Source organism: Nesterenkonia salmonea, from assembly GCF_005771525.1.
Lineage (GTDB): Bacteria > Actinomycetota > Actinomycetes > Actinomycetales > Micrococcaceae > Nesterenkonia > Nesterenkonia salmonea.
Genome location: NZ_VAVZ01000045.1, coordinates 1 through 24,584 on the forward strand (window position 1 = coordinate 1; position 24,584 = coordinate 24,584).

General features: G+C 61.1%; 23 protein-coding genes. 10 read left to right on the plus strand and 13 right to left on the minus strand.

Annotated elements, in window-relative coordinates:
• Positions 1–101 precede the first annotated feature (101 nt).
• The 7 genes from gatB to FEF26_RS13390 all read right to left on the minus strand — a co-directional run bounded on the left by gatB (position 102) and on the right by FEF26_RS13390 (position 7,370).
• Positions 102–1,607 carry an Asp-tRNA(Asn)/Glu-tRNA(Gln) amidotransferase subunit GatB gene (gene gatB / locus FEF26_RS13360; RefSeq protein WP_138254056.1) on the minus strand — a complete coding sequence of 502 codons (1,506 nt, stop codon included), beginning with the start codon at positions 1,605–1,607 and terminating at the stop codon, positions 102–104.
• 20 nt (positions 1,608–1,627) lie between these two features.
• Entirely contained in the window at positions 1,628–3,175 is a 1,548-nt protein-coding gene (gatA, locus tag FEF26_RS13365; RefSeq protein WP_138254041.1) for an Asp-tRNA(Asn)/Glu-tRNA(Gln) amidotransferase subunit GatA, read from the minus strand.
• On the minus strand, positions 3,175–3,516 hold the full coding sequence (gene gatC / locus FEF26_RS13370; protein WP_138254042.1) for an Asp-tRNA(Asn)/Glu-tRNA(Gln) amidotransferase subunit GatC: 342 nt from the start codon (positions 3,514–3,516) through the stop codon (positions 3,175–3,177). Before gatC ends, gatA begins: the two co-directional genes overlap by 1 nt.
• A gap of 53 nt (positions 3,517–3,569) precedes the next feature.
• Positions 3,570–4,343, minus strand: a complete 774-nt coding sequence (locus tag FEF26_RS13375) for a PP2C family protein-serine/threonine phosphatase (protein WP_138254043.1) — start codon at positions 4,341–4,343, stop codon at positions 3,570–3,572.
• A 54-nt stretch (positions 4,344–4,397) separates the two neighbouring features.
• The gene (locus FEF26_RS13380) at positions 4,398–5,615 is read right to left on the minus strand and encodes an adenylate/guanylate cyclase domain-containing protein (protein ID WP_424991745.1); all 1,218 of its coding nucleotides are present in this window, start codon (positions 5,613–5,615) and stop codon (positions 4,398–4,400) included.
• 160 nt (positions 5,616–5,775) lie between these two features.
• The gene (locus tag FEF26_RS13385) at positions 5,776–6,381 is read right to left on the minus strand and encodes a hypothetical protein (protein WP_138254044.1); all 606 of its coding nucleotides are present in this window, start codon (positions 6,379–6,381) and stop codon (positions 5,776–5,778) included.
• Positions 6,382–6,434: 53 nt separating this feature from the next.
• Positions 6,435–7,370: a biotin--[acetyl-CoA-carboxylase] ligase gene (locus tag FEF26_RS13390; protein WP_138254045.1), complete on the minus strand. Its 936-nt coding sequence runs from the start codon at positions 7,368–7,370 to the stop codon at positions 6,435–6,437.
• A 280-nt stretch (positions 7,371–7,650) separates the two neighbouring features.
• On the opposite strand from FEF26_RS13390, the gene FEF26_RS13395 reads away from it, so the two are divergent.
• Both FEF26_RS13395 and FEF26_RS16285 read left to right on the plus strand, forming a co-directional pair.
• Positions 7,651–8,601 (plus strand): BCCT family transporter, encoded by a 951-nt coding sequence (locus FEF26_RS13395; RefSeq protein WP_279536495.1) that lies wholly within the window; start codon positions 7,651–7,653, stop codon positions 8,599–8,601.
• Positions 8,576–9,004: a BCCT family transporter gene (locus FEF26_RS16285; RefSeq protein WP_279536496.1), complete on the plus strand. Its 429-nt coding sequence runs from the start codon at positions 8,576–8,578 to the stop codon at positions 9,002–9,004. Before FEF26_RS13395 ends, FEF26_RS16285 begins: the two co-directional genes overlap by 26 nt.
• Here the strand turns inward: FEF26_RS16285 and FEF26_RS13400 are convergent.
• A complete protein-coding gene (locus FEF26_RS13400; protein ID WP_138254046.1) occupies positions 8,956–9,798 on the minus strand; it encodes an SDR family oxidoreductase in 843 nt (280 codons plus the stop codon). The genes FEF26_RS16285 and FEF26_RS13400 overlap by 49 nt on opposite strands.
• Positions 9,799–9,961: 163 nt before the next feature.
• On the opposite strand from FEF26_RS13400, the gene FEF26_RS13405 reads away from it, so the two are divergent.
• The 6 genes from FEF26_RS13405 to FEF26_RS13430 all read left to right on the plus strand — a co-directional run bounded on the left by FEF26_RS13405 (position 9,962) and on the right by FEF26_RS13430 (position 16,421).
• Positions 9,962–11,563 (plus strand): acyl-CoA carboxylase subunit beta, encoded by a 1,602-nt coding sequence (locus FEF26_RS13405; protein ID WP_138254047.1) that lies wholly within the window; start codon positions 9,962–9,964, stop codon positions 11,561–11,563.
• Positions 11,564–11,567: 4 nt separating this feature from the next.
• The gene (locus FEF26_RS13410) at positions 11,568–11,879 is read left to right on the plus strand and encodes an acyl-CoA carboxylase subunit epsilon (RefSeq protein WP_138254048.1); all 312 of its coding nucleotides are present in this window, start codon (positions 11,568–11,570) and stop codon (positions 11,877–11,879) included.
• Positions 11,876–12,622, plus strand: coding sequence for a Maf family protein (locus tag FEF26_RS13415; RefSeq protein WP_138254049.1), 747 nt, complete (start codon positions 11,876–11,878; stop codon positions 12,620–12,622). Before FEF26_RS13410 ends, FEF26_RS13415 begins: the two co-directional genes overlap by 4 nt.
• Before the next feature lie 79 nt (positions 12,623–12,701).
• On the plus strand, positions 12,702–14,489 hold the full coding sequence (locus FEF26_RS13420; protein ID WP_138254050.1) for an acetyl/propionyl/methylcrotonyl-CoA carboxylase subunit alpha: 1,788 nt from the start codon (positions 12,702–12,704) through the stop codon (positions 14,487–14,489).
• A gap of 35 nt (positions 14,490–14,524) precedes the next feature.
• Positions 14,525–15,685: a PQQ-dependent sugar dehydrogenase gene (locus FEF26_RS13425; protein WP_138254051.1), complete on the plus strand. Its 1,161-nt coding sequence runs from the start codon at positions 14,525–14,527 to the stop codon at positions 15,683–15,685.
• On the plus strand, positions 15,678–16,421 hold the full coding sequence (locus FEF26_RS13430) for a M50 family metallopeptidase (RefSeq protein WP_138254052.1): 744 nt from the start codon (positions 15,678–15,680) through the stop codon (positions 16,419–16,421). Before FEF26_RS13425 ends, FEF26_RS13430 begins: the two co-directional genes overlap by 8 nt.
• 19 nt (positions 16,422–16,440) lie before the next feature.
• Here FEF26_RS13430 and FEF26_RS13435 read toward each other — a convergent pair whose 3' ends face one another.
• Genes FEF26_RS13435 through FEF26_RS13450 form a run of 4 tightly spaced genes read right to left on the minus strand, consistent with a single transcriptional unit; the run spans position 16,441 to position 20,289 of the window.
• The gene (locus FEF26_RS13435; protein ID WP_138254053.1) at positions 16,441–17,196 is read right to left on the minus strand and encodes an iron ABC transporter ATP-binding protein; all 756 of its coding nucleotides are present in this window, start codon (positions 17,194–17,196) and stop codon (positions 16,441–16,443) included.
• The gene (locus FEF26_RS13440; protein WP_138254058.1) at positions 17,193–18,224 is read right to left on the minus strand and encodes an iron chelate uptake ABC transporter family permease subunit; all 1,032 of its coding nucleotides are present in this window, start codon (positions 18,222–18,224) and stop codon (positions 17,193–17,195) included. Before FEF26_RS13440 ends, FEF26_RS13435 begins: the two co-directional genes overlap by 4 nt.
• Complete coding sequence (locus FEF26_RS13445) at positions 18,224–19,255, minus strand: ABC transporter permease (RefSeq protein ID WP_138254059.1); 1,032 nt, start codon at positions 19,253–19,255, stop codon at positions 18,224–18,226. The genes FEF26_RS13440 and FEF26_RS13445 overlap by 1 nt, the downstream gene beginning before the upstream one ends.
• Before the next feature lie 5 nt (positions 19,256–19,260).
• Complete coding sequence (locus FEF26_RS13450) at positions 19,261–20,289, minus strand: siderophore ABC transporter substrate-binding protein (RefSeq protein WP_243730593.1); 1,029 nt, start codon at positions 20,287–20,289, stop codon at positions 19,261–19,263.
• Positions 20,290–20,427: 138 nt separating this feature from the next.
• On the opposite strand from FEF26_RS13450, the gene FEF26_RS13455 reads away from it, so the two are divergent.
• Positions 20,428–21,726: a THUMP-like domain-containing protein gene (locus tag FEF26_RS13455; protein ID WP_138254054.1), complete on the plus strand. Its 1,299-nt coding sequence runs from the start codon at positions 20,428–20,430 to the stop codon at positions 21,724–21,726.
• Between the two features lie 17 nt (positions 21,727–21,743).
• Here FEF26_RS13455 and FEF26_RS13460 read toward each other — a convergent pair whose 3' ends face one another.
• A complete protein-coding gene (locus FEF26_RS13460) occupies positions 21,744–22,418 on the minus strand; it encodes a copper resistance CopC family protein (RefSeq protein ID WP_166433043.1) in 675 nt (224 codons plus the stop codon).
• Between the two features lie 802 nt (positions 22,419–23,220).
• Here FEF26_RS13460 and FEF26_RS13465 point away from each other — a divergent pair.
• Entirely contained in the window at positions 23,221–24,288 is a 1,068-nt protein-coding gene (locus tag FEF26_RS13465; RefSeq protein ID WP_243730594.1) for a universal stress protein, read from the plus strand.
• The last annotated feature ends 296 nt before the right edge of the window (positions 24,289–24,584 follow it).

The following is a 24,584-nucleotide window of genomic DNA, read 5'->3' on the forward strand; positions in this document are numbered from 1 at the left end:
CATTTTCGTCTCGACATGCCTGCTCCTGGGCAAAAAAGTACGCCGCCTGCCCATCCATTTTCGACGAGAAGACGGCGTACCACCAGGTCAGCCAAAGATTCCTAGGGATTCATGCCAAGGGTTTGGAGAACAATCTCCTTGACCTTTCCGGCATCTGCCTGTCCACGAGTTTCTTTCATCACCGGCCCAATGAGGGCACCAATGGCTTTGAGCTTCCCGCCTTTAACCTTTTCCACAACATCCGGATTTTCCGCCATAGCCTTCTCAACAGCGGCAGTGAGTGCGCCATCGTCGGAGACCACCTCGAGTCCGCGGCTCTTCACAATGTCCTCCGGTGAGCCCTCTCCATCGACGTGGTGCTCCAAGACCTGGCGGGCGATCTTGTCATTGATCGTTCCGCCCTCGATCAGGCGGTTGAGCTCCACGATGGTCGCAGGTGCCACACCCAATGCAGCTGGATCTACCCCGCGGGCGTTTGCGAGCCGGGAGATCTCACCCATCCACCATTTGCGCGCTACTGCAGGTGAAGCGCCCTGCGCCACGGTCTGCTCGATCTCGTCCAGCAGCCCGGCGGCGATCACGTCACGGAACTCGGCCTCCGAGTACCCCCAGGCTTCACGGAGGCGACGTCGGCGCTGTGCAGGCGGTTCTGGCAGCTCTGCTCGGAGCGCCTCAACCCACTCTGGAGTGGTCACGATTGGCACCAGGTCAGGTTCGGGGAAGTACCGGTAGTCATCGGCATCAGACTTGGGACGGCCTGAACTGGTGGTTCGGGTGTCCTCTTTCCAGTGGCGGGTCTCCTGCACAATTGACCCACCTGCTGAGAGGATCCCTGCGTGCCGGCGAATCTCGTAGGTTACCGCGTGTTCAACGGCGCGCAGTGAGTTCACGTTCTTGGTCTCTGAACGGGTGCCGAAGGCTTCCGCCCCTGGGCGCATGAGCGAGACATTGGCGTCACAGCGCACGTTGCCGCGCTCCATCCGCGCATCAGAGATATCGAGACCCTTCACAATGTCTCTGACGGCGGAAACATAAGCACGCGCGATCTCTGGAGCGCGCCTGCCAGCACCGGTGATCGGTTTGGTGACAATCTCAATCAGCGGCACGCCGGCCCTGTTGTAGTCCACCAAGGAGTAGTCGGCGCCCTGAATGCGGCCGGAAGTTCCCGCGTGGGTGAGCTTTCCTGCGTCCTCCTCCATGTGGGCCCGTTCGATCTCGACTCGGAATATCTCGCCGTCGTCGAGCTCCACGTCGAGATAACCGTCGAAAGCGATGGGCTCGTCGTACTGGCTGGTCTGCCAGTTCTTGGGCGTATCTGGGTAGAAGTACTGTTTGCGGGCAAACCGGCAGTGCTCTGCAATGGAACAGTTCAGAGCTAAGCCCAGTTTGATCGCCGATTCCACCGCTTTGCCGTTAACGGCCGGAAGAGTCCCGGGCATGCCCAAGTCGACTTCGTTGACATTGGTGTTCGGCTCATCCCCGAAGGCGTTAGGCGCCGAGGAGAACATTTTTGTGGCGGTGTTGAGCTCCACATGAACCTCGAAGCCCATCACTGGTTCGAAGGCCTCGATGGCGTCCTCGAAGCCGAGGGGCTCGACGGCGTCCATATCGGCCTGGGTTGTGGTGTTCATCGAGTGACCTCCTCCAGTGCGGGAATCTGCGCCCACAGAGGCGCATCATAGGTGTCGTTGAGCAGCTGCTCAAGCGCCCCGGCGGCGTGATAGACGCGGGCGTCCTCCTTGGCTGGTGCCAGAAATTGGATGCCGACGGGTAGTCCTTCGGACAGCCCTCCCGGCACAGAGATTCCGGGAATCCCGGCCAGGTTTGCGGGGATCGTGGCAATGTCGTTGAGATACATTGCCAGCGGGTCATCGAGTTTCTCCCACAGCGGGAACGCCACGGTGGGTGAGGTGGGAGAGATAAGAACGTCGGCCTGTTCGAACGCCGCATCAAAGTCCTGCTGGATGAGGGTCCGGATCTTCTGAGCAGAGCCGTAGTAGGCGTCGTAATAGCCTGCCGACAGCGCATAGGTGCCCAGGATGATGCGTCGTTTGACTTCTTCACCGAAGCCCGCGGCCCGGGTCGCTCCCATCACGCGCTCAATGGTCAGCGGCCCCTCCTCCGGAACAACGCGGGTACCGTAGCGCACCCCGTCGTAGCGGGCCAGGTTGCTTGATGCCTCCGAGGGCATGATGAGGTAGTAGGCACCCAGGGCGTAGTCGAAACTTGGGCAGTCGACCTCGACGATTTCCGCTCCGGCCTGACGCAGCTGATCAAGCGCCTCGTGGAAACGGGCGAGAACACCGGACTGATATCCCTCACCCTGAAGCTGTTTGATCACACCGATGCGCAGACCTGCCGCCGTCTTGGTGGAGGCAGCCGAAGAGAAGGTAGGGATCTTCCCTTCTGGGTATTCGGTCTCTGACAGTGAGGTGGAGTCTTTCTTGTCATACCCGGCGATCACCTCGTGCAGCAGTGCGGCATCCTCCACAGTTCGAGCCACAGGGCCGATCTGGTCCAAGGAGCTCGCCATCGCGATGGCTCCATAGCGGGAGACTCCGCCATAGGTTGGTTTGGTGCCCACTGTGCCGGTGACGGCTCCGGGCTGGCGGATTGAGCCGCCGGTATCGGTGCCAAGTGCCAGAGGTGCTTCAAAGGCCGCCACTGCTGCTGCCGACCCGCCTCCGGAACCGCCAGGGATCCTGGTGATGTCCCACGGGTTGCGAGTAGGACCATAGGCTGAATGCTCGGTGGAGGAGCCCATAGCGAACTCATCCAGGTTCGTCTTCCCGAGGATTGGCATACGTGCCGCGCGAACCTTCTCCACCACGGTCGCGTCATAGGGACTCATCCAACCCTTAAGCATCTTCGAACCAGCCGTTGTGGGCTGACCCTTCGTGACGATGAGGTCTTTGATGGCGATCGGTACCCCAGCCAGTGGATGCAGCGACTCGGCTTCAGCACCACCGGCGGCGCGGAGTGCGTCCACCGAGGCCGCAGTCTCCAGGGCTTCATCTGCCGCGACATGAAGGAAGGCGTGGATGGTGTCATCGACTGCCGCTATGCGGTCCAAATGGGCCTGGGTGAGCTCCACGGAGGTAATCTCACCAGTTCGCAGTTTCGCCGCCATCTCAGCAGCTGTGAGTCGAATAAGTGCATCTGTTGTGAGTGCCATCAGCGTTCCCCTTCTTCCTGTGGAGCACCGCTAGGGACCGCGTCGTCGCCTTCACTCAGGATGGCTGGAACTTTGAATCGAGAGTCCTGAGAGTCCGGTGCGCTGGCCAGTGCTTCTTCAGCGGTGAAAACGTGCCCCACAGTATCTTCGCGGAACACGTTGGTCAGCGGCAGCGGGTGCGATGTGGGGGGCACATCCTCGCCAGCGGCTTCCTGGACTCTTTTGACGGAATCCACGATCACGCCGAGTTCACTGGTCATCTTTTCCAGTTCAGCATCGGTCATGGCAATGTGGGCAAGTGTGGCAAGATGCTCGACGTCAGCGCGCGAGATCTCAGACATGAAGCTCCCTTGAGAGTTGTAGTGAGTCAGGTACCGGGGATCAGTCTAATGAGTCAGCGACTCTTGACGTCCACCAAGACCACCGTGACATTGTCTCGGCCACCCTGGCGGAGCGCTTGATGAATCAGCCAATCGACGGTGTCTTGGACATTGCGCCCGGCGTTGAGGATCTGAGCGATATCGTCATCAGTGAGTTCCCCGGTCAAACCGTCGGAGCAGATCAGCAGACGCTGACCCGGCTGGACGGTCGCTTTGCTGAAGTCAGCGCCCCACATGTCCCCCGCGCCTAGGGCCCGGGTGATGACGTTGCGGTGCGGATGAGAATGCATCTCCTCAGCGGTGATCATCCCAGAATCGAGCAATTCTTGAACCTGTGAGTGGTCCCGCGTCAGGCGGATCAGGGCGCCGTCGTTGAGCAGATAGGTGCGGGAGTCTCCTACATTGAAGACCAACCACTGCCACTGCCCATTAGTGTCTTCACCCGTGTGGTCATCAGCTGCTTCGACCACGACAGCCCCTGAGAGGGTTGTTCCGGCTTTGGAGTCTGTGGCTTCACGGATGCGCTGATCAGCGTCGTCGAGAAACTTCTCCAGCTCTGGCTCTCCGACCCGGCCGGAGTGGGCCTCCCAGCCCTCAGCCAGTGCCTGGACGGCTAGCGAGGAAGCGACCTCCCCTGCTTCGTGTCCGCCCATGCCATCAGCGACGGCGAACAGCCGGTCGGTGACCACAAAGGAGTCCTCGTTGAGCTCGCGTCGCAGCCCCACATGGGAGCCGTACCCGTAGTCGACGTAGGGCACCGCATTGCTCTCGCTTGACTCTGCACTCATTGCCACTGGACCATCTTGTCACGAATCGATATCACTCCGTGATAATGGCGTGCTCTAACTGTTATCAATCGCAATTCCTCCTCTGCCGGCCCGGAGCAGCATGCTGGGAGCAACCTCTCCGAATCCGCGGACCAGGCGCGGCGGTTGCGGCACCAAGAGGTAGTCCTGACTCACCTCAAGGGCCTCAGCTGTCGATGAGTCCACCAGAATGGTTCCGGGATCGGCCAGGGAGGTCAGGCGGGCAGCCAGATTGACCGTTGGCCCATAAATGTCACCCATCCGGGACAGCACACGCCCCCACACAACAGAAACTCGCGCCTCAGGCAGGACGTCATCTGCGGCGATGGATTCCGAAAGCGCCAAAGCGATCTCCGCCCCGGCTTCGGGGGTCTCAGCGTTGTACAGGACCTCATCGCCCACCGTTTTGACCAGGCGCCCTCCGCCGATGGAGATGATCTCCGCGCATTTGGATTCGAAGCGCTGAACCATATGAGCCAATGTGCGCTCATTCATCTGCCGCGACAATGAGGTGTAGGAGACCAGGTCTGCGAACCCGACAGCACGGGCCAGCGGCAGCGGCGCATCGTCTCGAGACGGTTCGGACCCTGAGGCCTCCCGGCCTCGATCCAATGACGCCAAACCTGATTCCACCCTGACGGTGAGCCGTTGCAGAGCTGCGGAGAGCTGACGGCGCCAGGCGTATCCCATGAGCTGGTGCAGCGGATCAATCAGTGCTGGCAGCGTCTCAAAGACGTGACTGCGGGCTTCAGCATCGGAGAGTTCCTGATTGGCGATCTTGTCCTCCACCAGGGCCTCGATCTGCCACACCACCATCCGGTCCGTCATCTGCCCGACCGAACGGGTCAGCGAGATCGCCGTCTCTTGGTTGAGGTACCCCTGACGGACCAGGTTAACCATTTGGGCAAGTGCCTCCGCGTCAGCCTCCGTGAACGCCTTCACATCCTCATCGAGGTTGGGGAAGCCCAATGCACGCCACAGTTTCCGGGCAGCGTGGGTGGAGACTCCCATCCGAAGGGCCATCTCACGGTAGGTCAGCGAGCGCTCCGCCCCGAGGAGACGGTGTTCTAAGTCCCGGATGTTCCGGTGCCATTCACGTTCCTCGAAACTTGGAGTGGGGATCGGCGCGGTTGCGGCCGCCCCATCGGCGTGGGTCTGCAGTGTTGATGGGTCATTCAGGTCAGAGGAATCAGCCTCCGGCACGAACCCGCGGCCAGGAACTGGGCTCGGCTGTGGATTTGCGTTCCGCGACAGGGTCGAGCGCGGCAGATTGAAGTCGCTCCAGTCAGCTCGGGCGGCAGCGAGCTCCTCAGCGGTGTAGTTGTCATCATCTCCCGGACGGGGCACTTCGGCGGTCTCATCATCCATATAGCGGTTGGCACCGAAGTCGCGCTGACGTGCCCGTTCCCTTGCGTCAGGCACGTCCACCTCCGAAGGAGGCACCATGGACATCGCCTCTGAAGCCGGCAGCCTGCTGGGCGTGCTGCGCGGCCGCGGCTCTGGCCTGGGCCCGGCGCCTGTAATCTCCGAGCTCTTGGGCCAAGACTCTGTTGAAACGCTCAACATCCGGCATATCGCGGATTTTGGTGCGCTGGTGTTGGCCGTAGGCCCCGTGGATGAGCACCAGGTCACCTGCTCCTGCCATTTCCTGCATGGCCGACTGACGCATCTCATGCTGGTTCAGCAAGGCCAGTGGAATCACTCTGGCCTGGGGAGCACCGATGAAGTTCTTCTGCACAATCCGCTCGGTGGTCAGATAGGTCAGCCGATTGAGCCATGTCACCAGCGGTTTCACGGTGCCCACGCCCACTACCAGAAGCCCCACTGTCCAAATGAGAAAGACTGCGATGTGGCTGTAGTGCTGGATGAAGGCCGGCTGAGTGTCCCGGGTGAAGTAGCCCAGCAGAAAACTGAGCAGCGCGATGGTCACCAACAGGTTGATCGCAGCTGGTATCAGGGCACGGTGGTGCGCGCGGGTGCGAATGATGGATTGTTCTCCATCTACCAATTTCAGCAGCATCCCTGAGGCACCTCCTTAAGCTGAACGTTGTTGCGCCACATGGGGTTATCAGTCTACGCGGGACCTCCGACTGGCCGGAGGTGCACCACATCTCCTGCGTGGAACGATTCCCGCCGGAGTGTGGGTTCATCCACCCAGAGATCATCTGCCCCTCCCCCAGCATCCGGATCAAGAACAGTACGACGCCGCATCCTGACGTTAACTGTGAGCGCGCCGTCGTACTCGACTCCCACAGCCTCTCCCCGAACTGCTGTGCCGCCGGGCAGTTCCACGCGTACCTGCTGCCCAATGGTGCTGATGGTGGAGATGATCTGCTCCCGCACCGGCTCAACACTTCCGTGCTGCTGGATTGTCTGAAGCAGCGCGGCTGCCTCTTCAAGCCAGTCGCACAGCAGAGTGCTTCGCAAGTGGGCACCGGCCGCTGTGCCGGGCATAGGCGGTTCCTGACCTGCGCGGGACAACTCGAGGATGACTGATGTGGAATTCTCCGTTGGCAGGTGATCTTCCGTCAGCAGCACATTGATTCCGCAGCCGACGACCAGCGCAGCTGGGTCCTGAGGGGGGATAGCCGACAGGATTCCGGCGATCTTCTTGCCCTCAACGTGCACATCATTAGGCCATTTGAGGGCGGCCGGGATATCCCGGTCCCGCAATACGCGGACAAGCGCCACCCCGATACACAGGGTGATCCAATGCCGCTGTGTCACAGGGATGTCGGGACGCAGAAGCAGGGATGTCGATAGTGATGACCCTGCAGGTGAGGACCAGACTCGGGCCTGCCGCCCGCGGCCCCCTGTTTGCTCCTCGGCTGTGATGACTGTCATATTGGGCCAGCGCCGGTGAGCGTCAGGTTCAGCAGCGGCGTGGAGCAGATCATCATTGGTTGACCCAGTGCTGTCCACCCGCAGCACCTGAGCGTAGAGCCCCGTCTGCACAAGGCGGCGTTGCAGGAGAGCGTCGTCGAGCTGAGCGGGGCGCGTGTCTGACATATCCCCAACCTACTGGTCGGGACGCGCTTCTTCAGGTTCAGCTGTCCGCCCTCACTCACTCGGTGTCGCCGTGTAAAGTCTCCGGTTGGCTCAATGATGCATGTGCTCATCCACGTCAGCCACAGTCATCAAAGCGCTGGGCCAGTGAGCCGCGGCCTCGTTCGCGGATTCAAGGATGTGTAGAGCACTTGAACATGACCACCCAGCAGCCCCGGCAGCGCCGAAACCGCCCCAGCGGAGTCTTCGCTGTCTCTGTCCTGGTGGTGATCTGTTTTGTACTGTGGGCTTCCCTAGCACCTGGGCGTGGATCGCCATGATCTGCGGCACGGTGATGGGCATCGGCCTGATCAGCTACGGTCCAGCGGAGCCGCTGAGTCACTTCATGAACCCTCCCCATGGACTGGCTGAACCGGAGACCACTGATGCTGCTGTGCGCGCGATGCAGTTCTCCTACCTCAACTGGGGGCCCAACGCCTGGGCGCTGTTTGGCGTGTTTGGCCTGGCGATTGCGTATTCGACGCACCGCCAGCACAACACCGGGCTGATCTCGCCCATGCTGAGGCCTGTGCTCGGAAAAAGCATGGACGGCTGGGCCGGGCAGCTCATCGACATCTTCACCGTGATCGCCACGCTTTTCGGTACGACGACGTCACTGGGCTTGGGAGCCGCGCAGATCGCCGAGGGAGTTAACAGCCTCACCGGGATACCCTCCGACCTCTTTGTGCAGATCGTGATTGTCGGCGCCATCACCGTGGTCTTCACTCTCTCGGCAGTGTCTGGGGCCTCCCGGGGCATCAAATGGGTCAGCCAAACGACCATGCTTGCCGCCGCGGCGCTCGGCGTCTATGTGCTCGTCGCGGGCCCCACCAGCTTCGTCACTAACCTGTACTTCCGGTCCATGGGCCAGTTCATCTCAGAGTTCCCCATGGTCGCCCTCCACACCCCGGGGACTCCGGAGGATCTGGAGTGGATGCAGTGGTGGACCTACTTCATGATGGCCTGGTGGCTCAGTTGGGGAGCCTTTGTGGGCATCTTCCTCGCGAAGATCTCCAAGGGGCGCACCATCCGCCAGTTCGTCATTGCCGTGCTGGGAGTGCCCACTCTGGTCTTCAGCGCCTGGTTCACTATCTTTGGCGGGTCGGTGATCGACCTGACCATGTCCGGCGGATCGAGCATCGGCGCAGACACAGTGGAGGACACCAAATGTGACATTCTTCGCCCTGCTCGGTGAGTTGCCGCTGGCCACCATCACCTCAGTGCTGACCGTCCTGATGGTGGTGCTCTTCTTCGTCTCCAGCGCCGACTCGAATACGTTCGTACTCAGCGTGCTGTCTTCCCGAGGCTCCATGACCCCCAGCCGCCCGGTCCTGGGAACCTGGGGCGTGCTCACCGGCACCTGCGCTGTTGTCCTGCTGAGCGTGGGCGGCCTCCAGGCGCTTCAGCAGGCGGCGATACTCTCAGCCGTGCCGTTCACCGTGATCGCGGCGCTGCTAGGCATTTCCCTGGTGAAGGAGCTACGACTCAACGACCCTGCCGGCAGGCCGCGGACTCAGTCTCAGTCTCAGTCTCAGTCTCAGTCTCAGTCTCAGAGGAAGATGTCAGGCACGAGGTCTGATGAGGGGTCCACAGCGTAGCGGTCATAGTCAGTGATGCCGACCGAGGTCAGTACCTGCTCATCGGTGAGGAATTGACCGGTACCCCAGTCTGCTTCCCCGGTGATCAGGGCGCTGGCGGCGTCGGCGACGATCTCCGGTTTTCGGGCACCTCGGGCAAGTTTTTCTCCTCCCGGGATATTCCGCAGCGCGGCAGTCTCGATCAGCGTCGCCGGCCAGAGGGAGTTGACGGACACGCCCGCATCGGCCAGTTCTGCGGCAAGTCCGAGCGTGGTCATGGACATGGCGTATTTGCTCATCGTGTACGCCAGGTGCTTGCCGAACCACGCCGGGTCAAGGTTCAGCGGCGGTGACAGTGTGAGGATCTTCGGCCTCCAGCCTTCCTGCTGCGCACTCGCCCGCAGATGCGGAATGGCGGCGCTGGACAGCGCGAACGTGCCGCGGGCGTTGATGTCGTGCATGAGGTCGTAGCGCTTCATGTTCTGGTGCTCAGCCGGGCTGAGGTCAATGGCAGAGGCGTTGTTGATGACGGCGTCGATCCCTCCAAAACGCTCTGCTGCGGCTGCTACGGCGCGGGCGACGTCGTCATCGTTTCGGATATCCCCCACCACGGCCAACCCGGTGCCTCCGGCGTCTTCAACGTCCTGCACCGCTGTGTGGACGGTTCCCGGAAGCGAATCATGTGGCTGGTCGGTTTTGGCCACCAGGACAATGTTCGCGCCTGCTGCGGCGAGCTTGACGGCGATGGCGTGGCCGATGCCGCGGCTGCCACCGGAGATGAGGACTGTTTTGGATGCCAGAGCTTCTGTGGTCATGATCACAGCTTACTCACCAGTAGCAATCATTGTTAACTGTAATGTTGGAAGACCTCAGTTTTTGTAGGGTCCCTACATCCGCAACGGACTGCTCGCTCATTAGACTGACGCAGAGTTTGTGGAACCCGTACAGCACGACGACGAAAGCGCCTGATAGCCCATTATGGACAATTCACCACTCGGTGCCTCACGGCCGAAAACCACTGCTGACAAGCTCGCAGATTTTCGCCGTCGTCGTGACCAGACCCTTGCGCCGGCCGGCGAGGAAGCCATCGCCAAGCAGCACAACCGGGGCAAGCACACCGCCCGGGAGCGGATCGACATGCTGCTGGATGAGGACTCCTTTGTGGAGTTCGACGCCCTGGCCGTGCACCGCACTCACGCGTTTGGTATGGAGAAGAAAAAGCTCCTCGGTGACGGTCTCGTCTCCGGCTACGGCACGATCGACGGACGCATGGTGGCTGTCTACGCCCAGGATTTCGCGGTCTTCGGCGGCTCACTGAGCGCTGTCAACGGAGAGAAGATCGTCAAAGTTCAGGAGTTCGCCGCACGCAACGGCTGCCCCGTGATCGGAATCAACGACGGCGGCGGTGCCCGTATCCAAGAAGGTGTCGCATCGCTTGCCATGTTCGCCGACATCTTCCGCAATAATGTGCACTCCTCCGGGGTCATCCCGCAAATCACCCTCATCATGGGCCCCGCTGCCGGCGGTGCCGCCTACTCCCCTGCGCTGACGGACTTCGTGATCATGGTGGACAAGACGTCCCACATGTTCATCACCGGCCCCGATGTGATCAAGTCCGTCACGGGGGAAGACGTGGACATGGAAGCCCTCGGCGGGGCCAGGTCGCACAACACGACCACCGGCACCGCCACCTATATGGCCGCCGATGAGGAAGACGCCATCGAGTTCGCCAAGGAACTGCTGGAGTTCCTCCCACTCAACAACCTCGCTGAGGCACCTGTGGAGCCCTTCGAGGAGCGGCCCAAAATTGAGGCAGCCGATGAAGCCCTCAACATCTTGGTGCCTGATTCCGCTTCGGCGCCCTATGACATGACCGAGCTGGTCGAACAGTTGGTTGATGACGGGTACTTCCTCCAGCTGCAGGCCCTCTACGCCCCGAACATGATCATCGGTCTGGGCCGCATCGGTGGGCGCTCGGTGGGCGTGGTCGCCAATCAGCCCAGCCAGCTGGCTGGAACTCTGGACATCGCGGCCTCCGAAAAGGCTGCCCGGTTCGTCCGATTCTGTGACGCGTTCAATATCCCTATCCTCACGCTGGTGGATGTTCCCGGATTCCTTCCGGGCACCGACCAGGAGTGGGGCGGCATCATCCGCCGCGGAGCCAAACTCCTCTACGCCTATGCGGAAGCCACTGTCCCGAAGATCACGGTGATCACCCGCAAAGCTTTCGGCGGAGCGTACATCGTGATGGGGTCCAAGAAGCTCGGCGCGGACATCAATTTGGCGTGGCCCACCGCCCAAATCGGCGTGATGGGCGCCCAGGGGGCTGTCAATATTCTTCACCGGCGCGAACTGATCGGCATCGGCAAAGAGGGCGGGGATGTTGAAGCCCGGCGCCAGGAACTTATCGACGACTATGAGGCTGCCCTCCTCAACCCGTATCAGGCGGCCGAGCTGGGCTATATCGATGCGGTGATCGAACCTGCTGAGACGCGGTGGCAGATCAGAAAGGCCCTGCGCGCGACATATCACAAGCGGGAATCACTGCCTGCCAAGAAGCACGGAAACATCCCGCTCTAGTCCTATGACACATGACCTAGAACGGACAACGACGCCGCCTTCGGCCTCCTCAGCGAGCTCACCTGACAGTGCGCACACCCCGGCGGACCAGACTCTGCCCATCGACGGGGTGGAGCTCCTCGAGGAGGAAATGGCCGCCGTGGTGGCAGTACTCGCCACTTTGGCGTCTTCCGAGCCGCACTTCAGTGATGCTGGAGGCACCGGGCCTTGGGACCGGAGACTTCAACGTAAGCACCGGCTCGCTCAGGACCAGCACGGTCTCTGGGGAAGACCTGGGCCAGCATCCTGGAACCAGGCCTCGGGAGGCATGCGATGAACGCAGCACGGAGCCGACGGCCACGCCTTGTGCTTGCCTCAGCTTCCCCCAGCCGCCGAATGATCCTCACCGACGCCGGCGTGGACTTTGAGGTAGTGGTCTCCACAGTGGACGAACCCGCCGTCGTCGCCTCCGCAGTGGAGGCGGGTGGTCCGCTCAGCGCTGCTGAGGAAGCCCAGCTGCTGGCCCGGGCCAAAGCAGAGGATGTGGCCTCCAGCCCACAGGCTCGGGGTGCCCTGGTCATCGGCTGCGACTCAGTATTCGAACTAGGCGGCACCACCTACGGGAAGCCCTACGAGGTGGACGTAGCCGTTGAACGATGGAAGCTCATGCGCGGAAACACCGGGACTCTGCACACCGGGCATTGGCTGGTCGACGCCACGGAGGACCCAAGGTCGAAGCAGAGCAGGTGGTCAGAACCAGGACTGGAGTACATCCTCGGCTCAGCCCCCACCGGAGCCACCCGCGAACTCAACGCAGCTGGAGAGACGGTGTCCTCCGATGTGATCTTCGGACACCCGACCGATGGCGAGATTCGCGCCTACGTTGAAACGGGCGAACCTCTTCACTGCGCTGGCGCGTTCACGCTTGAAGGTGGAGCCGCAGATTTCATTGAGCGGGTGGACGGTGACCGCGATGCGGTCATCGGGATCTCGCCCGCAGCTGTGGGGCGGCTTCTGGACAATCTAGGTCACAATTTAGGTGACTATTCCATTCGGCCCACCGACGGCGGCGAGAAATGACCACAATTCAGGCGGTTTTCAGGCAAAAATATGGGCACAAATACCCATCGAATGCGGAAGCGAAGGGCAAGAGCTGACAATGACCAATTTTTCCAAGGTGCTCATCGCCAACCGCGGCGAAATCGCGGTGCGCATTATTCGCGCCGCCCGTGACGAGGGCCTGTCGACTGTAGCGGTCTACGCCGATCCGGACCGGGAGGCCGTTCATGTGGCCCTCGCGGATCAGGCCTACGCCCTAGGTGGGTCCAGCGCGGCAGACTCCTACCTCGTGGCTGAGAAAATCCTGGCCGCCGCAGAGGCCACCGGAGCCGATGCTGTCCACCCGGGATACGGATTCCTCTCAGAGAACGCCGAATTCGCCCGCGCAGTCATCAACGCTGGACTGGTGTGGATCGGACCCCGCCCCGAAGCGATCGAACGTCTGGGCGATAAAGTCTCAGCCCGCCAAATCGCGGAGAAGGTCGGCGCGCCCTTAGCCCCGGGCACCAAAGAGCCGGTGGCATCCGCCAAGGAAGTGCTGCGTTTTGCTGAGAAACAGGGACTGCCGATCGCCATCAAGGCCGCCCACGGAGGCGGCGGGCGGGGCATCAAAGTGGTCCGAGAACATGATGAGATCGTCGAACTCTACGAATCGGCAGTCCGTGAAGCCACTGCGGCCTTCGGCCGTGGAGAGTGCTTCATTGAGAAGTACTTGGACGCACCGCGCCACGTGGAGACTCAGTGCTTGGCTGACCAGCACGGCCACGTCGTCGTCGTCTCCACCCGTGACTGCTCACTGCAGCGCCGCAATCAGAAGCTTGTCGAAGAAGCCCCAGCTCCCTTCCTGACCCGGGCGCAGAACCGCCAGCTGTACAGGTCCTCCAAAGCCATTTTGAAGGAGGCCGGTTACACCGGGGCGGGAACCTGCGAGTTCCTGATCGGCGCCGACGGGACCATCAGCTTCCTTGAGGTCAACACTCGTCTCCAGGTGGAGCACCCGGTGACAGAGGAGGTCGCCGGAGTTGATCTGGTACGCGAACAGTTCCGGATCGCTCGGGGAGAGAAGCTCGGTTACGACGACCCCACCTCACGCGGTCACAGCTTTGAGTTCAGGATCAACGGAGAGGACGCCGGCCGGAACTTCATGCCGGCGCCAGGGCGGCTTGAACGCTTTGACCTCCCCACCGGGCCGGGTGTGCGGGTCGACTCTGGGGTACGAGCGGGTGAGACGATCTCTGGTGCGTTCGACTCCATGGTGGCGAAGCTCATTGTCACTGGAGCTGACCGGCGCCAGGCGCTCCAGCGCGCCAAGCGTGCACTGGAGGAGATGACCATCGAGGGCATGCCGACTGTCCTACCCTTCCATCGCAAGGTCGTGGAAGATCCAGCGTTCGCTCCTGAGCTGAGTCAGCCCCGGGCCAGTAAGTTCAGTGTTCATACCCGGTGGATCGAGACCGAATTCCACAACGACATCGCTCCGTTCAACGCCCTGACCGCGCACCCCGATGCGAGCGAGGCCGAAGGACGTGAGGAAGTTGTTCTGGAGGTCAACGGCAAACGGGTTCGCGTTAATGTCCCTGCCTCACTCTCCGCGGGGAAGCTGATCGGAAACAGCCCGTCAGGCCCCAAGAAGAAACGGCGCAACCGCTCAGCAGCGGCAGCTGCGGCAAGTGGTGACGACCTCACCTCCCCCATGCAGGGCACCGTGGTGAAAGTGGCGGTCAAGAACGGCACCAAGGTGCAGGAAGGCGACCTGGTTGCCGTGTTGGAGGCGATGAAGATGGAACAACCCATCACCGCCCATAAGGCAGGCAAAGTTAAGGGTCTGAAGATCGAACCCGGCAGCAGTCTCAAGGCCGGCGAAGTACTGGCCACGATCCCTGACTAAGCATCTGCTAAGCATGAGACGTTAGGGTCATGGCTATGCGAAAGGCCCTCACACTAGCGTCAACGCCCTTCCTCCTGCTGCTGCTTGGCTGCGCCTCCGACAGTCCGACCGACGGTGAAACTGCCACCTCGGATCCGGATACGGAGACTGCCGCTGAAGGCACTGAGGATCCCACAACCGATTTCGACGCGGTAGAACATGAGCAGTTCGACGCGCCGTGGGCTTTGGAGTTCCTGCCCGGCACAGATCATCTTGTCATCACCGAACGTACCGGTGGCCTGATGCTCCGCGACCAGGACTCCGGTGAGGTGCGCGAGATCAGCGGCGCCCCAGCAGTCGACTCCGCTGGCCAGGGAGGCATGCATGACGTGATCGCATCCCCCACCTTTGAGGAGGATCAGACGATTTACCTCAGTTGGGTCCGCTCAGTGGACGGGGGCGCACAGGGAGTTGTGGGACGTGCGGAGCTGGACGTAGATGACGCGTCTCTGGGTGATGTTGAAGAGATATGGCAGCAGGATCCGGCATCCGGCAACGGACACTTTGCGCTGCGGATGCAAGCTGACGATGATCACCTTTTCATCACCTCAGGCGACCGGCAGGAGTTGAACCCGGCGCAGGATATGGAGTCCAATCTCGGCACGATCGTTCGACTCACACTGGACGGCGAGCCTGCCGCAGACAACCCCTTTGCTGATGAGGGTGGCGCCGCGGCAGACTTCTACACCATCGGCCACCGAAACCCCTTAGGTATCGCCACAGACAGTCAGGGAAACCTGTGGTCTTCAGAAATGGGCCCCGAGGGAGGCGATGAGCTCAACCTCATCCTCGAGGGCGCAAATTATGGGTGGCCCGAGGTGTCGATGGGCGTTCACTATGGCGGTGGGGATATCCCTGACCATTCCGATGATGATGACTTTGAGGCCCCCAGAGCATATTGGGTGCCGGCCATATCTCCCGGCAACCTCATGATCTACCAAGGTGACCTATTCACCGAATGGCAGGACAGTGCGCTCCTGGGCGGCTTATCGGGTCAGAACCTCGTGCGGGTAGAGCTCGACGGTGACTCCGCCGAACCGGTCCAGGAGTGGGATATGGGAGATCGTATTCGTGCCGTGGAGGAAGCCCCCGATGGAGCCGTGTGGATCGCGACCGATGAAGGTGCGCTGATGGAACTGCTTCCCGCACGTGATTGAGCACGCACGTTCGGCTGCCGGTGCCGTCGCAGAGCGCTGGGGCGTTGAGGCTTCCCCCAGCCCTGAAGCGGTCACACTGATCGTCGCTGCGGTTGTTGTGCTCACAGCGGTCCCCGGCGTATGGCGGGTCGCTCGCCAAGCCTCGACCATCATCCACGAGATGGGACACGTACTCGCCGCCTGGGTGACAGGACGCCGGGTTTCGGGCATCAAGCTGCACTCTGATACTTCTGGGGTGACAGTCTCCCGGGGCCGTGCCCAGGGCCCGGGCCTGCTCGTCACGTTCCTCGCCGGATACCCAGCACCGGGGCTGTTGGCTCTTGGCATGGTGTGGCTGGCGACCTCGGGCCACTCTGGGGCTGCGCTGACGGTCTACCAGGCCGTGCTCCTGCTGGCGCTGCTACTTTCGCGCAATGCTGTCGGCATCCTCTCCTGCCTGCTCGCGGTGCTCAGTACTGCTCTGATCTGGTGGCACAACGATCCTGAGATTGTCGGCTACACCGTGGTCGCGCTCGGGGTCTTCTATGCGCTCTCAGGTGTGCGCGGCACTCTGGATGTGTGCCGTGTGCACCTAACGTCGCGGTCCCGCTCCGCAGCGGCGGTGGTAGGCACCGACGCCTCCCAGGCGGCCAAAGCGTGGAGGCTCTTGCCCGTTCCTGCCTGGCTGTGGCTGTTTCTGTTCCTTGTGGTCAGTGGTTCCAGCGCCGGCGGCGTCGTCTGGATGCTTTTTCCCTAGACCTTGCGGGTGTGGACCTTCAGTAGTAGACGGCTAGGCGCCCGTTGGGTCCGTCGATGACGGTGACATCGGTGTTGAAGATTTCGGACAGCACGTGGTCCTGCATCATTTCTGCCGGGGTGCCGTGTTGGACGACCTTCCCGTTCTTCATGGCCAGAATTCTGTCCGAGTAGTGGGCGGCGAAGTTGATGTCGTGGAGCACAATCACAATAGTGCGGCCGAGCTCATCGGCGGCCCGCCGAAGCTGTTTCATCATCTGCACTGCATGCTGCATGTCCAGGTTGTTCAGCGGCTCGTCCAGCAGCACGTAGTCCGTCTGCTGGGCTAACACCATGGCCACATAGGCGCGCTGGCGCTGGCCTCCGGAAAGCTGGTCCAGGTAGCGGTTCTCCAGGTCGGTGAGGTTGAGAAAGTCAATGGCCTCAGAGATGAAGCGTTCATCGCCCAGGGTCAACCGGCCCCGCGAATGCGGGTACCTGCCGAAGCTCACCAGTTGACGCACCGTGAGCCTGGTGACGAAGTGGTTCTCCTGCCGCAGCACCGACAGGACGCGGGCAATAGCTTTGGACGGAGTGTTGACCACATCGTGACCAGCCACCGTGATCTGCCCGGAGTCAATATCCAGCAGGCGCCCGATCATGGTGAGGATCGTAGACTTGCCCGCGCCATTGGGACCTACCAGTGCGGTGATCCCACCGGCCTCAATTTTGGTGGTCACCGGGCCAATCTGAACACTGCTGCTGTAGTCCTTCTGAACATCGGTCAGAGTAATCACAGGCGGCCCTTTCTGAGAATGAAGTAGAGGAAGACTGCTCCTCCAATGAGTTCAACAATGACCGTCACGGCGCCGCCTGCGTCCCAGACGTGCCGGAGGATGAAGTACGAGCCGGAAAGCACCGTGTATCCGGCAAGCGCGCCCAGCGGAAACAGCAGGCGGTGCGAATAGGTGTCACCGAACTGATAGGCGAGCATGGCGCACAGGAAGCCCAGGAACATCATGGGGCCCACCAACGCGGTGGCCAGGGAGATGAGGACGGAGACCAAGGCCAGGATCTTGATGAGTTCGGCTTTGTGGTTCAGACCCAGGTTCTGGGCCGTGGTGCGGCCTAAGGCCATGACATTGAGCTTCGGCGCCCACATCCAGAAGATGACGACGACTGCCAGCGCGATCGGGACGGTATAAGGGAGGTACTCGGTGCGCGCGTTGGATATGTTCCCGAAGAGCCGGGCGGTGAGCACGTCGAAGGTTGAGGGTTCCAGCATCCTTTGCATGAAATTAGACAGTGACCCTAGCGTTCCACCGAGCACCACACCTACTAACAGCATGATGTGCACATTGGAGAACTTGCCGCTGAGCAGCCATGTGTAGAGAAGCGTAGCCAGCAGCATCATGGCCGCCATCTGCGCGAAGAACGGCCCGATACCAACAAGCGCGTTGACGCCTGCAGCGCCGAACAGGAAAACTGTGCCGGTTTGAATCAGGGTGTACAGAGAACCAAACCCCATAATTCCTGGGGTGATGATCCGGTTGTTCACTGCCGTTTGGAATGCGATGGTGGCCACAGCGTGGCACAGCGCCACCAGTCCGATGGTGAGCAAGGAGTCCCTCCGCATGCCGACTATCAGCCACCATCCGTCGGAGAAGAGCTCGGTTGGGTTGTCCCATAGCAGAATTCCGACCGTGAAGCCGGTAGAAAGCAGCGCCAGAATCGTCACCAGCACGGCATAGGTGCGCAGATGTTTGCTATCCGTCAGGGGGCCCGAATGACGCTGTTCAGGCAGGTGAAACGCAGTCTTGAACATCACGTGGCCAGCCCTCCCTTGCGGCGCTGACGCAACAGCAGACCGATGAACACCACACCGCCGACGACTCCCAGCACCATGAAGACAGGGATTTCGAAGGGTGCGATGATTGTGCGGCCAATGAGGTCGCATGCGGTGACAAGAGAGATGCCGACCAGGCAGACCCACGGAAGATTGCTGCGGAGATCGTCACCGCGCATCAGTGCGACGATATTGGGCACCACCAGGCCCAGGAAGGGCAGAACCCCCACGACTGTTGCGGTGACACCGGTAGCCACCGCCACCATTGCGGTACCCATGAAGAGCACCACCGTGTAGTTGAGCCCCACATTGGTTGCCATATCCTTGCCCAGCCCCGCAACAGTGAACTGGTCGGCCACAATAAACACCAGAACGGTGACGCCGGCGACGATCCACATCAGTTCATAGCGCCCCTGAATAACTCCGGTGAAAGACCCTTGGAACCAGATGCCCAAGGTCTGGAGTGAATCCGTGGCCAGCGCCAGATAGGTGGTGAAAGAACTGACCACTGCACCGATCATGATGCCGATAATGGGCACAATGAGGCTCGACTTCAGTGATACGCGCCGAAGGAAGAGGAAGAACACCATGGTTCCGATGAACGCCATGGCGGTCGCGGCTGACATTCTGGCGAAAAGACTGGCTGATGGTGCCAGCCAGATCACCAGAATCAGCCCCAAGCCTGCCCACTCGGTCGTCCCTGTGGTGGTGGGTTCGACGAACCGGTTCTGGGTCAACAGCTGCATGATGACCCCGCACATGGCCATAGAAGCTCCAGCGAGGACCAAGGCCGCAGTGCGGGGCACCCGCGTGATGCCGAACATCCAGAAGCCGTCGTCTGCGAAGACATCGAACTGTCCGGTGAGAAGCGAGAGGACCAGCAGTCCGGCCGTGAGGACGATCGCTACAACGAACGCAGGCGTCCAGAGTCTGCGTTTGGGTGAGCGGCGATTCTCGACCAGGATATCGCGGCTTATGTCCGCGAGGTTGTGGCGCAGGCTACTGGTCATCATCCCTACTGGGCGCTCTCCAGGGCGTCAGCGAAGTCGTTGAGGAACTCCGTGTATGCCTGAATGTCTTCCGTCAAGTACATGTGCTGAGGCATGTAGACGATCTGGCCTTCTTGGACGGCCGAGACCTGCTGGAGTGCTGGAGACTCAGCGATCAACTCCTGCGCGGTGGTGTACTCAGGGTCCTCAGGGTTCATGCCGTCGCGGTCCAACACAATGATCCAGTCGGGGTCGGAATCGGCGATGGCCTCAACGGAGATGCCGTCTCCTTCGTGATCGCTGGACTCGTCTTCAACCTCCAGGGCTGGGATTAGGTCGAACTCCTGGAAGACCGGGGAGACTCCCCGACCGGACTGAGGTCCGGCGTAATTGATGTCTCCTCCAGATGTCACGAGTCCCATCACAGTGGAATCGCCGTCGTAGGCTGCTTCGACTCGGTCGGTTGCGTCTTTCAGAGCGCCTGTGAGCTCTTCGGCCTCTGTTTCGGCGTCGAAGATCGTTCCAAGAGTGGTGGTGACATCGGCCAATCCGGTGAAGAAGTCGTCAGTCTCCAGAGCTTCATCGAACTGGAGAATGGTGCTGTCTTCTGGGATCAGGGATGCCATCTCGTCGTAATATTCCATGTACCGCTGACCGGTGATGACGAGGTCCGGTTCCGCCGCGACAATGAGTTCTAGGTTGGGCTCGCGGTGTATTCCGGTATCGAGGATGTCTTCATCATCGGCGTACCCGTGGACACCTTCACGCATGAGCGCTCGTGGTGCAACGGTGAGTTCCACGCCGAGGTCCTCCAAGGTGCGGAATAGGCGATTATCGAACGCGCCTACGGAGTCGAGTTCGTCGGTGTTGATCTCGTGGCTGCCGTGGTCGTCTTCGATGGTCACGGTGCCGTTGTCGCTGTTCTCGTCAGTGCTGGCGGCCTCAGCGCCGTCGTCACCGGCGCATGCTGCAAGTGTGAGTGTGGCGATAGCAGCCACAGAGAAGAGACGCAGTGGGCGAGGACGCATATCTGCGGAAGTGGTGTCGAGTGACATTAAAGGAATACCCTCCTGATGATTATTCAACTTAGCCTATCCTAAGCCGATTAGAAGCTACAGTGTCGCCTATTCCGGCGCAAGATGTGATCACTGTGTGACAGGGAGCATTCCACCGCCTTCGGATACCGTGGAGGTGTGCCTGATGCCGCCGAAAACCTGCTGAAACCTGTGCTCACCCGGGAGGCGTGGGAGTTGCTGAACTCCCTTCCCGCGTATGACCAGAAGACCGCCCAGGAGACGAACCTCACACTCCGCAAGCAGGGGTGGGATCCTCAGACCGTCGCCGCCGTACTCACCCAACTTCGTCTCCGAAGAGACGCCCGACCCAAGTTCGGGAACTTTGCCGGACAGCTTCTGTTGACGCAGCATGGACTGGAACAGGCCACCCGACTGCAGGTCGCGGCCCGCCATGCCCACCGTTTCCGAGACGCTGGTGTGTCACATGTGGTGGATATGGGCTGCGGTCTTGGAGCGGACTCTCTGGCTTTCGCCTCAGCTGGTCTGCAGGTCACAGCGCTGGAGGCCGATGAGACGACAGCCGCGGCGGCTTTGATGAACTTGCGGCCATTCCCCGAGGCACAAGTGATACATACAACCGCTGAACAGTGGGCGGCAGACCACCTTCTCGCGGAGGGCATCAGTGGAACGGGAGTCTGGCTGGACCCAGCGCGGCGTACTGAGCAGTCGCGTCTGTGGGACCCGGAGGAGTTCAGTCCGCCACTGAGCTTTGTGACGGAACTGGCTGCCACCGGGGTACCGCTCGGCGTCAAACTGGGCCCCGGCATCCCCCATGAGCTCATACCGTCTGAATGCGAAGCCGAGTGGGTCAGCGTCAACGGGGAGTTGGTGGAGGTCACGCTGTGGTTCAACGGCCTCGCGCGGCACGGAGTGCGGCGAGCGGCGACAGTACTGAGCACACCACCGGGGAACCCACCGCAAGCAGGCTCGCCGGCACAGGAAACGAGCCCCAGCACGGCGGTCGAACTGTCCTCTGCCGCGGACTTCGGTCAGAGCATCACAGTCTCGGCCGCTGGTCCGGGCGGACTGCACGGAGTGCTGTGGGAGCCGGACCCAGCAGTCATTCGTTCTGGACTGGTGGCGGAACTCTGCGAGCAGGTCGGTGGGCGACTTCTGGATGAGCGCATCGCCTATTTCTGCAGCGATGAGGATCCGGACCCCACACCATCACCGCTAGCGCGTCGCTTTCGAGTCGTGGAAGTGATTCCCTTTTCCGCTAAGCGACTCAAACAATGGTGTGCGGCACAGCAGGTGACCAGCGTCGACATTAAAAAACGCGGAGTCGATGTTGTACCAGAGCTTCTCCGCCAGCAGATCCTGCCGAAAAAGCCCAAGGGCTCCCCCACACACATCACACTGGTCATCACCCGCCTGGGAAGCACGCGGCTTGCTGCAGTGGTGGAGCCCTTGGACTGATTCAGGTGTGGACTGGCTCAGCTCTTCGTAGAGCCACGGTTACGGCGTCGGACGGCGAACCATGCGACAACGGCTACCCCAGCCAGTGCGACGGCGAGCGCAGCCCAGAGTAGAGGCCCTCCCCATTGCCCGGACGCATCTTCGGCATTCGAATCGGGCGCATCGGCACTGTCATCTGTTGTTTCCGTTGGCGTTGCCTCAGCTGTCTCCGTGCTATCGGCTGCCTCTTCCGTGGCGTCCGCATCGCGTGGTTCCGCCAGGGCTGCGTCTTCCTCACCCTCAGCCAGCGGGGCGTCAACCTCGAAGTTGAATCCGAGCTCTTCATCGTGGCCGTCGGAGTAGACCACGCGGTATCGAACCTCGTACTCACCATTCGGCAATGGCTCCGGGATGTCTGTGCGCATTGTGGAGCCGTCAATCTCAGCAGGCTCCTCGGAAGCCCAGTTCTCTTCATCAGAATCGAGAACCAAAATATCATTGGTGATTGAGTCGCCGGTTGTCAGGCCATCCCCTGAAAACTCGAGAACTACTTCATGCGGAGGCTCTTCCAGAACCTGATCCGCCTGCGGATTGGAATCGATCAAAGTGTCATGGGCATACGCGGGAGCAGAAGCGACTGCACCGAGGCCAATAGCGGCTAATGACGCGATTCCGAGACGCAGTGAGGCAGGGGCGTTGTGTGTTGCGTGCATGAGAAGGAACATCCTTTTTCGTGAAGTGGACTAAAGGTGCTGAGTGTTTGCTTCACGAGTACAGGTGGTCCCCGCAAGCTGCGCGGACCAGATCCGAGCCACGTTGGGGGGACGTTCTCAGTGCCTCGGGCGGAGGGTATAGCCCGCGGAGATGGCGTGTGTTCGATGGGACCGAGATCAAGCAGCCTCATCGCCGGTACTATCCTGAGCAGCTCGACGATGGCATAAGCTAGCGTCTCGCCAAAGCGGAGTAGGCCGAATGCGGCCAGCGCAGCGAACAGGTGCGCCAACACCATCGCCGAGTCGGTCGGCGATGCCAGAGAGTACACAGAGTGATCCCCGTGCTGCGAGAGACCGTCAGCATGAGCCGTGCCAACCCCATCGGAGAAGGATTCCCTGGTCAGGGATCCGTGGTGGTGGGCATGACCCCCGGTTGGCAGGCCAGAAGGGACGACAGTTGATGCGGGGAACAGGGCGAAAAGCCCATGCAGTATCACTTGACTGCTCAGCACAGCCGCCGCCAGACGGCCTCGACTCAGCGCTGTGCCGGACAGCTGCACGCATACCGGGATGCTCACCGCCAAGGCCAACACCACCACAACAAGGTGAGGCGAATGATGACCAGCCGCTGTATGGGCCAGCGCCGCAGACCCCACAGCCACCAAGGCAGCGAGCGTTCCCCGCGCGAGGCGAGCACGAGCGGACATCCGCCGTCTGTCTGAGGTCACGGACTGATTCTACAACTTGTAGAAAATCCGTGATGGAGGGCAGAAGTACCTGTCCTGAGGTGGAACCTTAACATATGATGAAGACACACCCCACCAGGGAAATCCAGTTACCTGGTGACCCCAGAGAAGAGGTTGTCATGAACAAAGACGTTCACGCCACACCGGCCAATGTCCCCTTTGACTCAGCAGATCGGCACTTGGGCGTCCTCGTCGGTTTCGACGGCTCGACATCGAGCACCGCAGCACTGCATTACGGGGCCCGAGCAGCACGACGACGCAACACTGCACTGACAGTCGTCAGCGCCTACAGCGTCTCCCCCTCGGTTCACTCGCCCCTTGCCTCCGTGCCGGAGAACCCCGAGTCAGAAGCGAAGTACCATGCTGCTGAACGACTCTTGGACGAGGCACGTCAATACCTGCGCGACTACTCAGGCGAGGTCTCATTCCGGGCAGAGTCAGGAGACGCCGCGGGCATCCTGGTGGGCCTCTCACCATCAGCCCAGTTGGCTGTTATAGGCGCTCGAGGCAGAGGCGGGTTTCTGGGACGGATCTTAGGCTCCGTCGCCGCAGCACTACCAGGACATGCAGAATGCCCGACAGTGGTCGTTCCTCAGCAGTACACGACCGGAGAAGCATCTGGTGAAGCGGAGTTCTCACCTGTTCAGGCTGATACCGCGGTGGTGGTCGGCGTGGACAAGTCTCGCGAGAGCCGCGCCGCTCTCTTGCAGGCAGCACAGGCCGCTGAGGATCGTGAGACCTCTCTACAAATGACGATGGCTCTCCCCCTCCCAGGGACTCTCCTGTGGTACCCAGAGCTGAAGGACAGCGAACTTCTCGAACGGCGAAGAGGGGAACTTGAGAATTTCCTGGAGCAGGAAACACAGTGGCTGAGCCAGTACTTCCCTTCACTGAATGTGACCATCTCGCTGATCCCCGGAGACCCCATTGCGGTGTTGAGCAAGGCTACTGCTTCTGCTCAACTGACCGTCCTTGGTACGCACGGCAGAGGTGGCTTCTCAGGTGCCATGCTCGGATCTGTCTCTCGCGGAGTCCTGCTCAAGGCTGAAGGTCCGGTCATGGTTGTTCCGTTTATCGACGACCCGCGCCTGGAGAACTCCTCAGACCTTGAGGCTGATCTCTGAGGCAACTTGTTGGCGATCGCGGCGGCGCCGGAGCAGCCATGTCAGGCAGATGCAGTAAATCTGGCCCAGGCCCATAACGGACAGCTCGATGGTGTCGTACTACCCCTGGATTTCCGTATCAGCCACCCGGTCAGCAGCGAAACTTCACTGCCAGCGACCAGGGGCACGCTGACCGAAGCGACCTCGCGGATCCGCTGGCCTAGGGGTTCCAGATCGTGTTCAGAGTGTCACGACTTAGAGATTGCGCGGTTTGGGGCTTATCGCCATTGGTATTGCTTGACAGGCCGTGAATCCCA

Coding starts and splice junctions, on each gene's coding strand:
- gatA (WP_138254041.1), bottom strand. CDS start 3,175: ATGGCACTCACAACAGATGCACTTATTCGACTCACAGCTGCTGAGATG.
- gatC (WP_138254042.1), bottom strand. CDS start 3,516: ATGTCTGAGATCTCGCGCGCTGACGTCGAGCATCTTGCCACACTTGCC.
- FEF26_RS13375 (WP_138254043.1), bottom strand. CDS start 4,343: ATGAGTGCAGAGTCAAGCGAGAGCAATGCGGTGCCCTACGTCGACTAC.
- FEF26_RS13465 (WP_243730594.1), top strand. CDS start 23,221: ATGATGAAGACACACCCCACCAGGGAAATCCAGTTACCTGGTGACCCC.
- FEF26_RS13440 (WP_138254058.1), bottom strand. CDS start 18,224: ATGTTCAAGACTGCGTTTCACCTGCCTGAACAGCGTCATTCGGGCCCC.
- FEF26_RS13445 (WP_138254059.1), bottom strand. CDS start 19,255: ATGACCAGTAGCCTGCGCCACAACCTCGCGGACATAAGCCGCGATATC.
- FEF26_RS13420 (WP_138254050.1), top strand. CDS start 12,702: ATGACCAATTTTTCCAAGGTGCTCATCGCCAACCGCGGCGAAATCGCG.
- FEF26_RS13390 (WP_138254045.1), bottom strand. CDS start 7,370: ATGTCAGACACGCGCCCCGCTCAGCTCGACGACGCTCTCCTGCAACGC.
- gatB (WP_138254056.1), bottom strand. CDS start 1,607: ATGGACGCCGTCGAGCCCCTCGGCTTCGAGGACGCCATCGAGGCCTTC.
- FEF26_RS13460 (WP_166433043.1), bottom strand. CDS start 22,418: ATGCACGCAACACACAACGCCCCTGCCTCACTGCGTCTCGGAATCGCG.
- FEF26_RS13450 (WP_243730593.1), bottom strand. CDS start 20,289: ATGTCACTCGACACCACTTCCGCAGATATGCGTCCTCGCCCACTGCGT.
- FEF26_RS13385 (WP_138254044.1), bottom strand. CDS start 6,381: ATGCTGCTGAAATTGGTAGATGGAGAACAATCCATCATTCGCACCCGC.
- FEF26_RS13410 (WP_138254048.1), top strand. CDS start 11,568: ATGACACATGACCTAGAACGGACAACGACGCCGCCTTCGGCCTCCTCA.
- FEF26_RS13415 (WP_138254049.1), top strand. CDS start 11,876: ATGAACGCAGCACGGAGCCGACGGCCACGCCTTGTGCTTGCCTCAGCT.
- FEF26_RS13425 (WP_138254051.1), top strand. CDS start 14,525: ATGCGAAAGGCCCTCACACTAGCGTCAACGCCCTTCCTCCTGCTGCTG.
- FEF26_RS13405 (WP_138254047.1), top strand. CDS start 9,962: ATGGACAATTCACCACTCGGTGCCTCACGGCCGAAAACCACTGCTGAC.
- FEF26_RS13400 (WP_138254046.1), bottom strand. CDS start 9,798: ATGACCACAGAAGCTCTGGCATCCAAAACAGTCCTCATCTCCGGTGGC.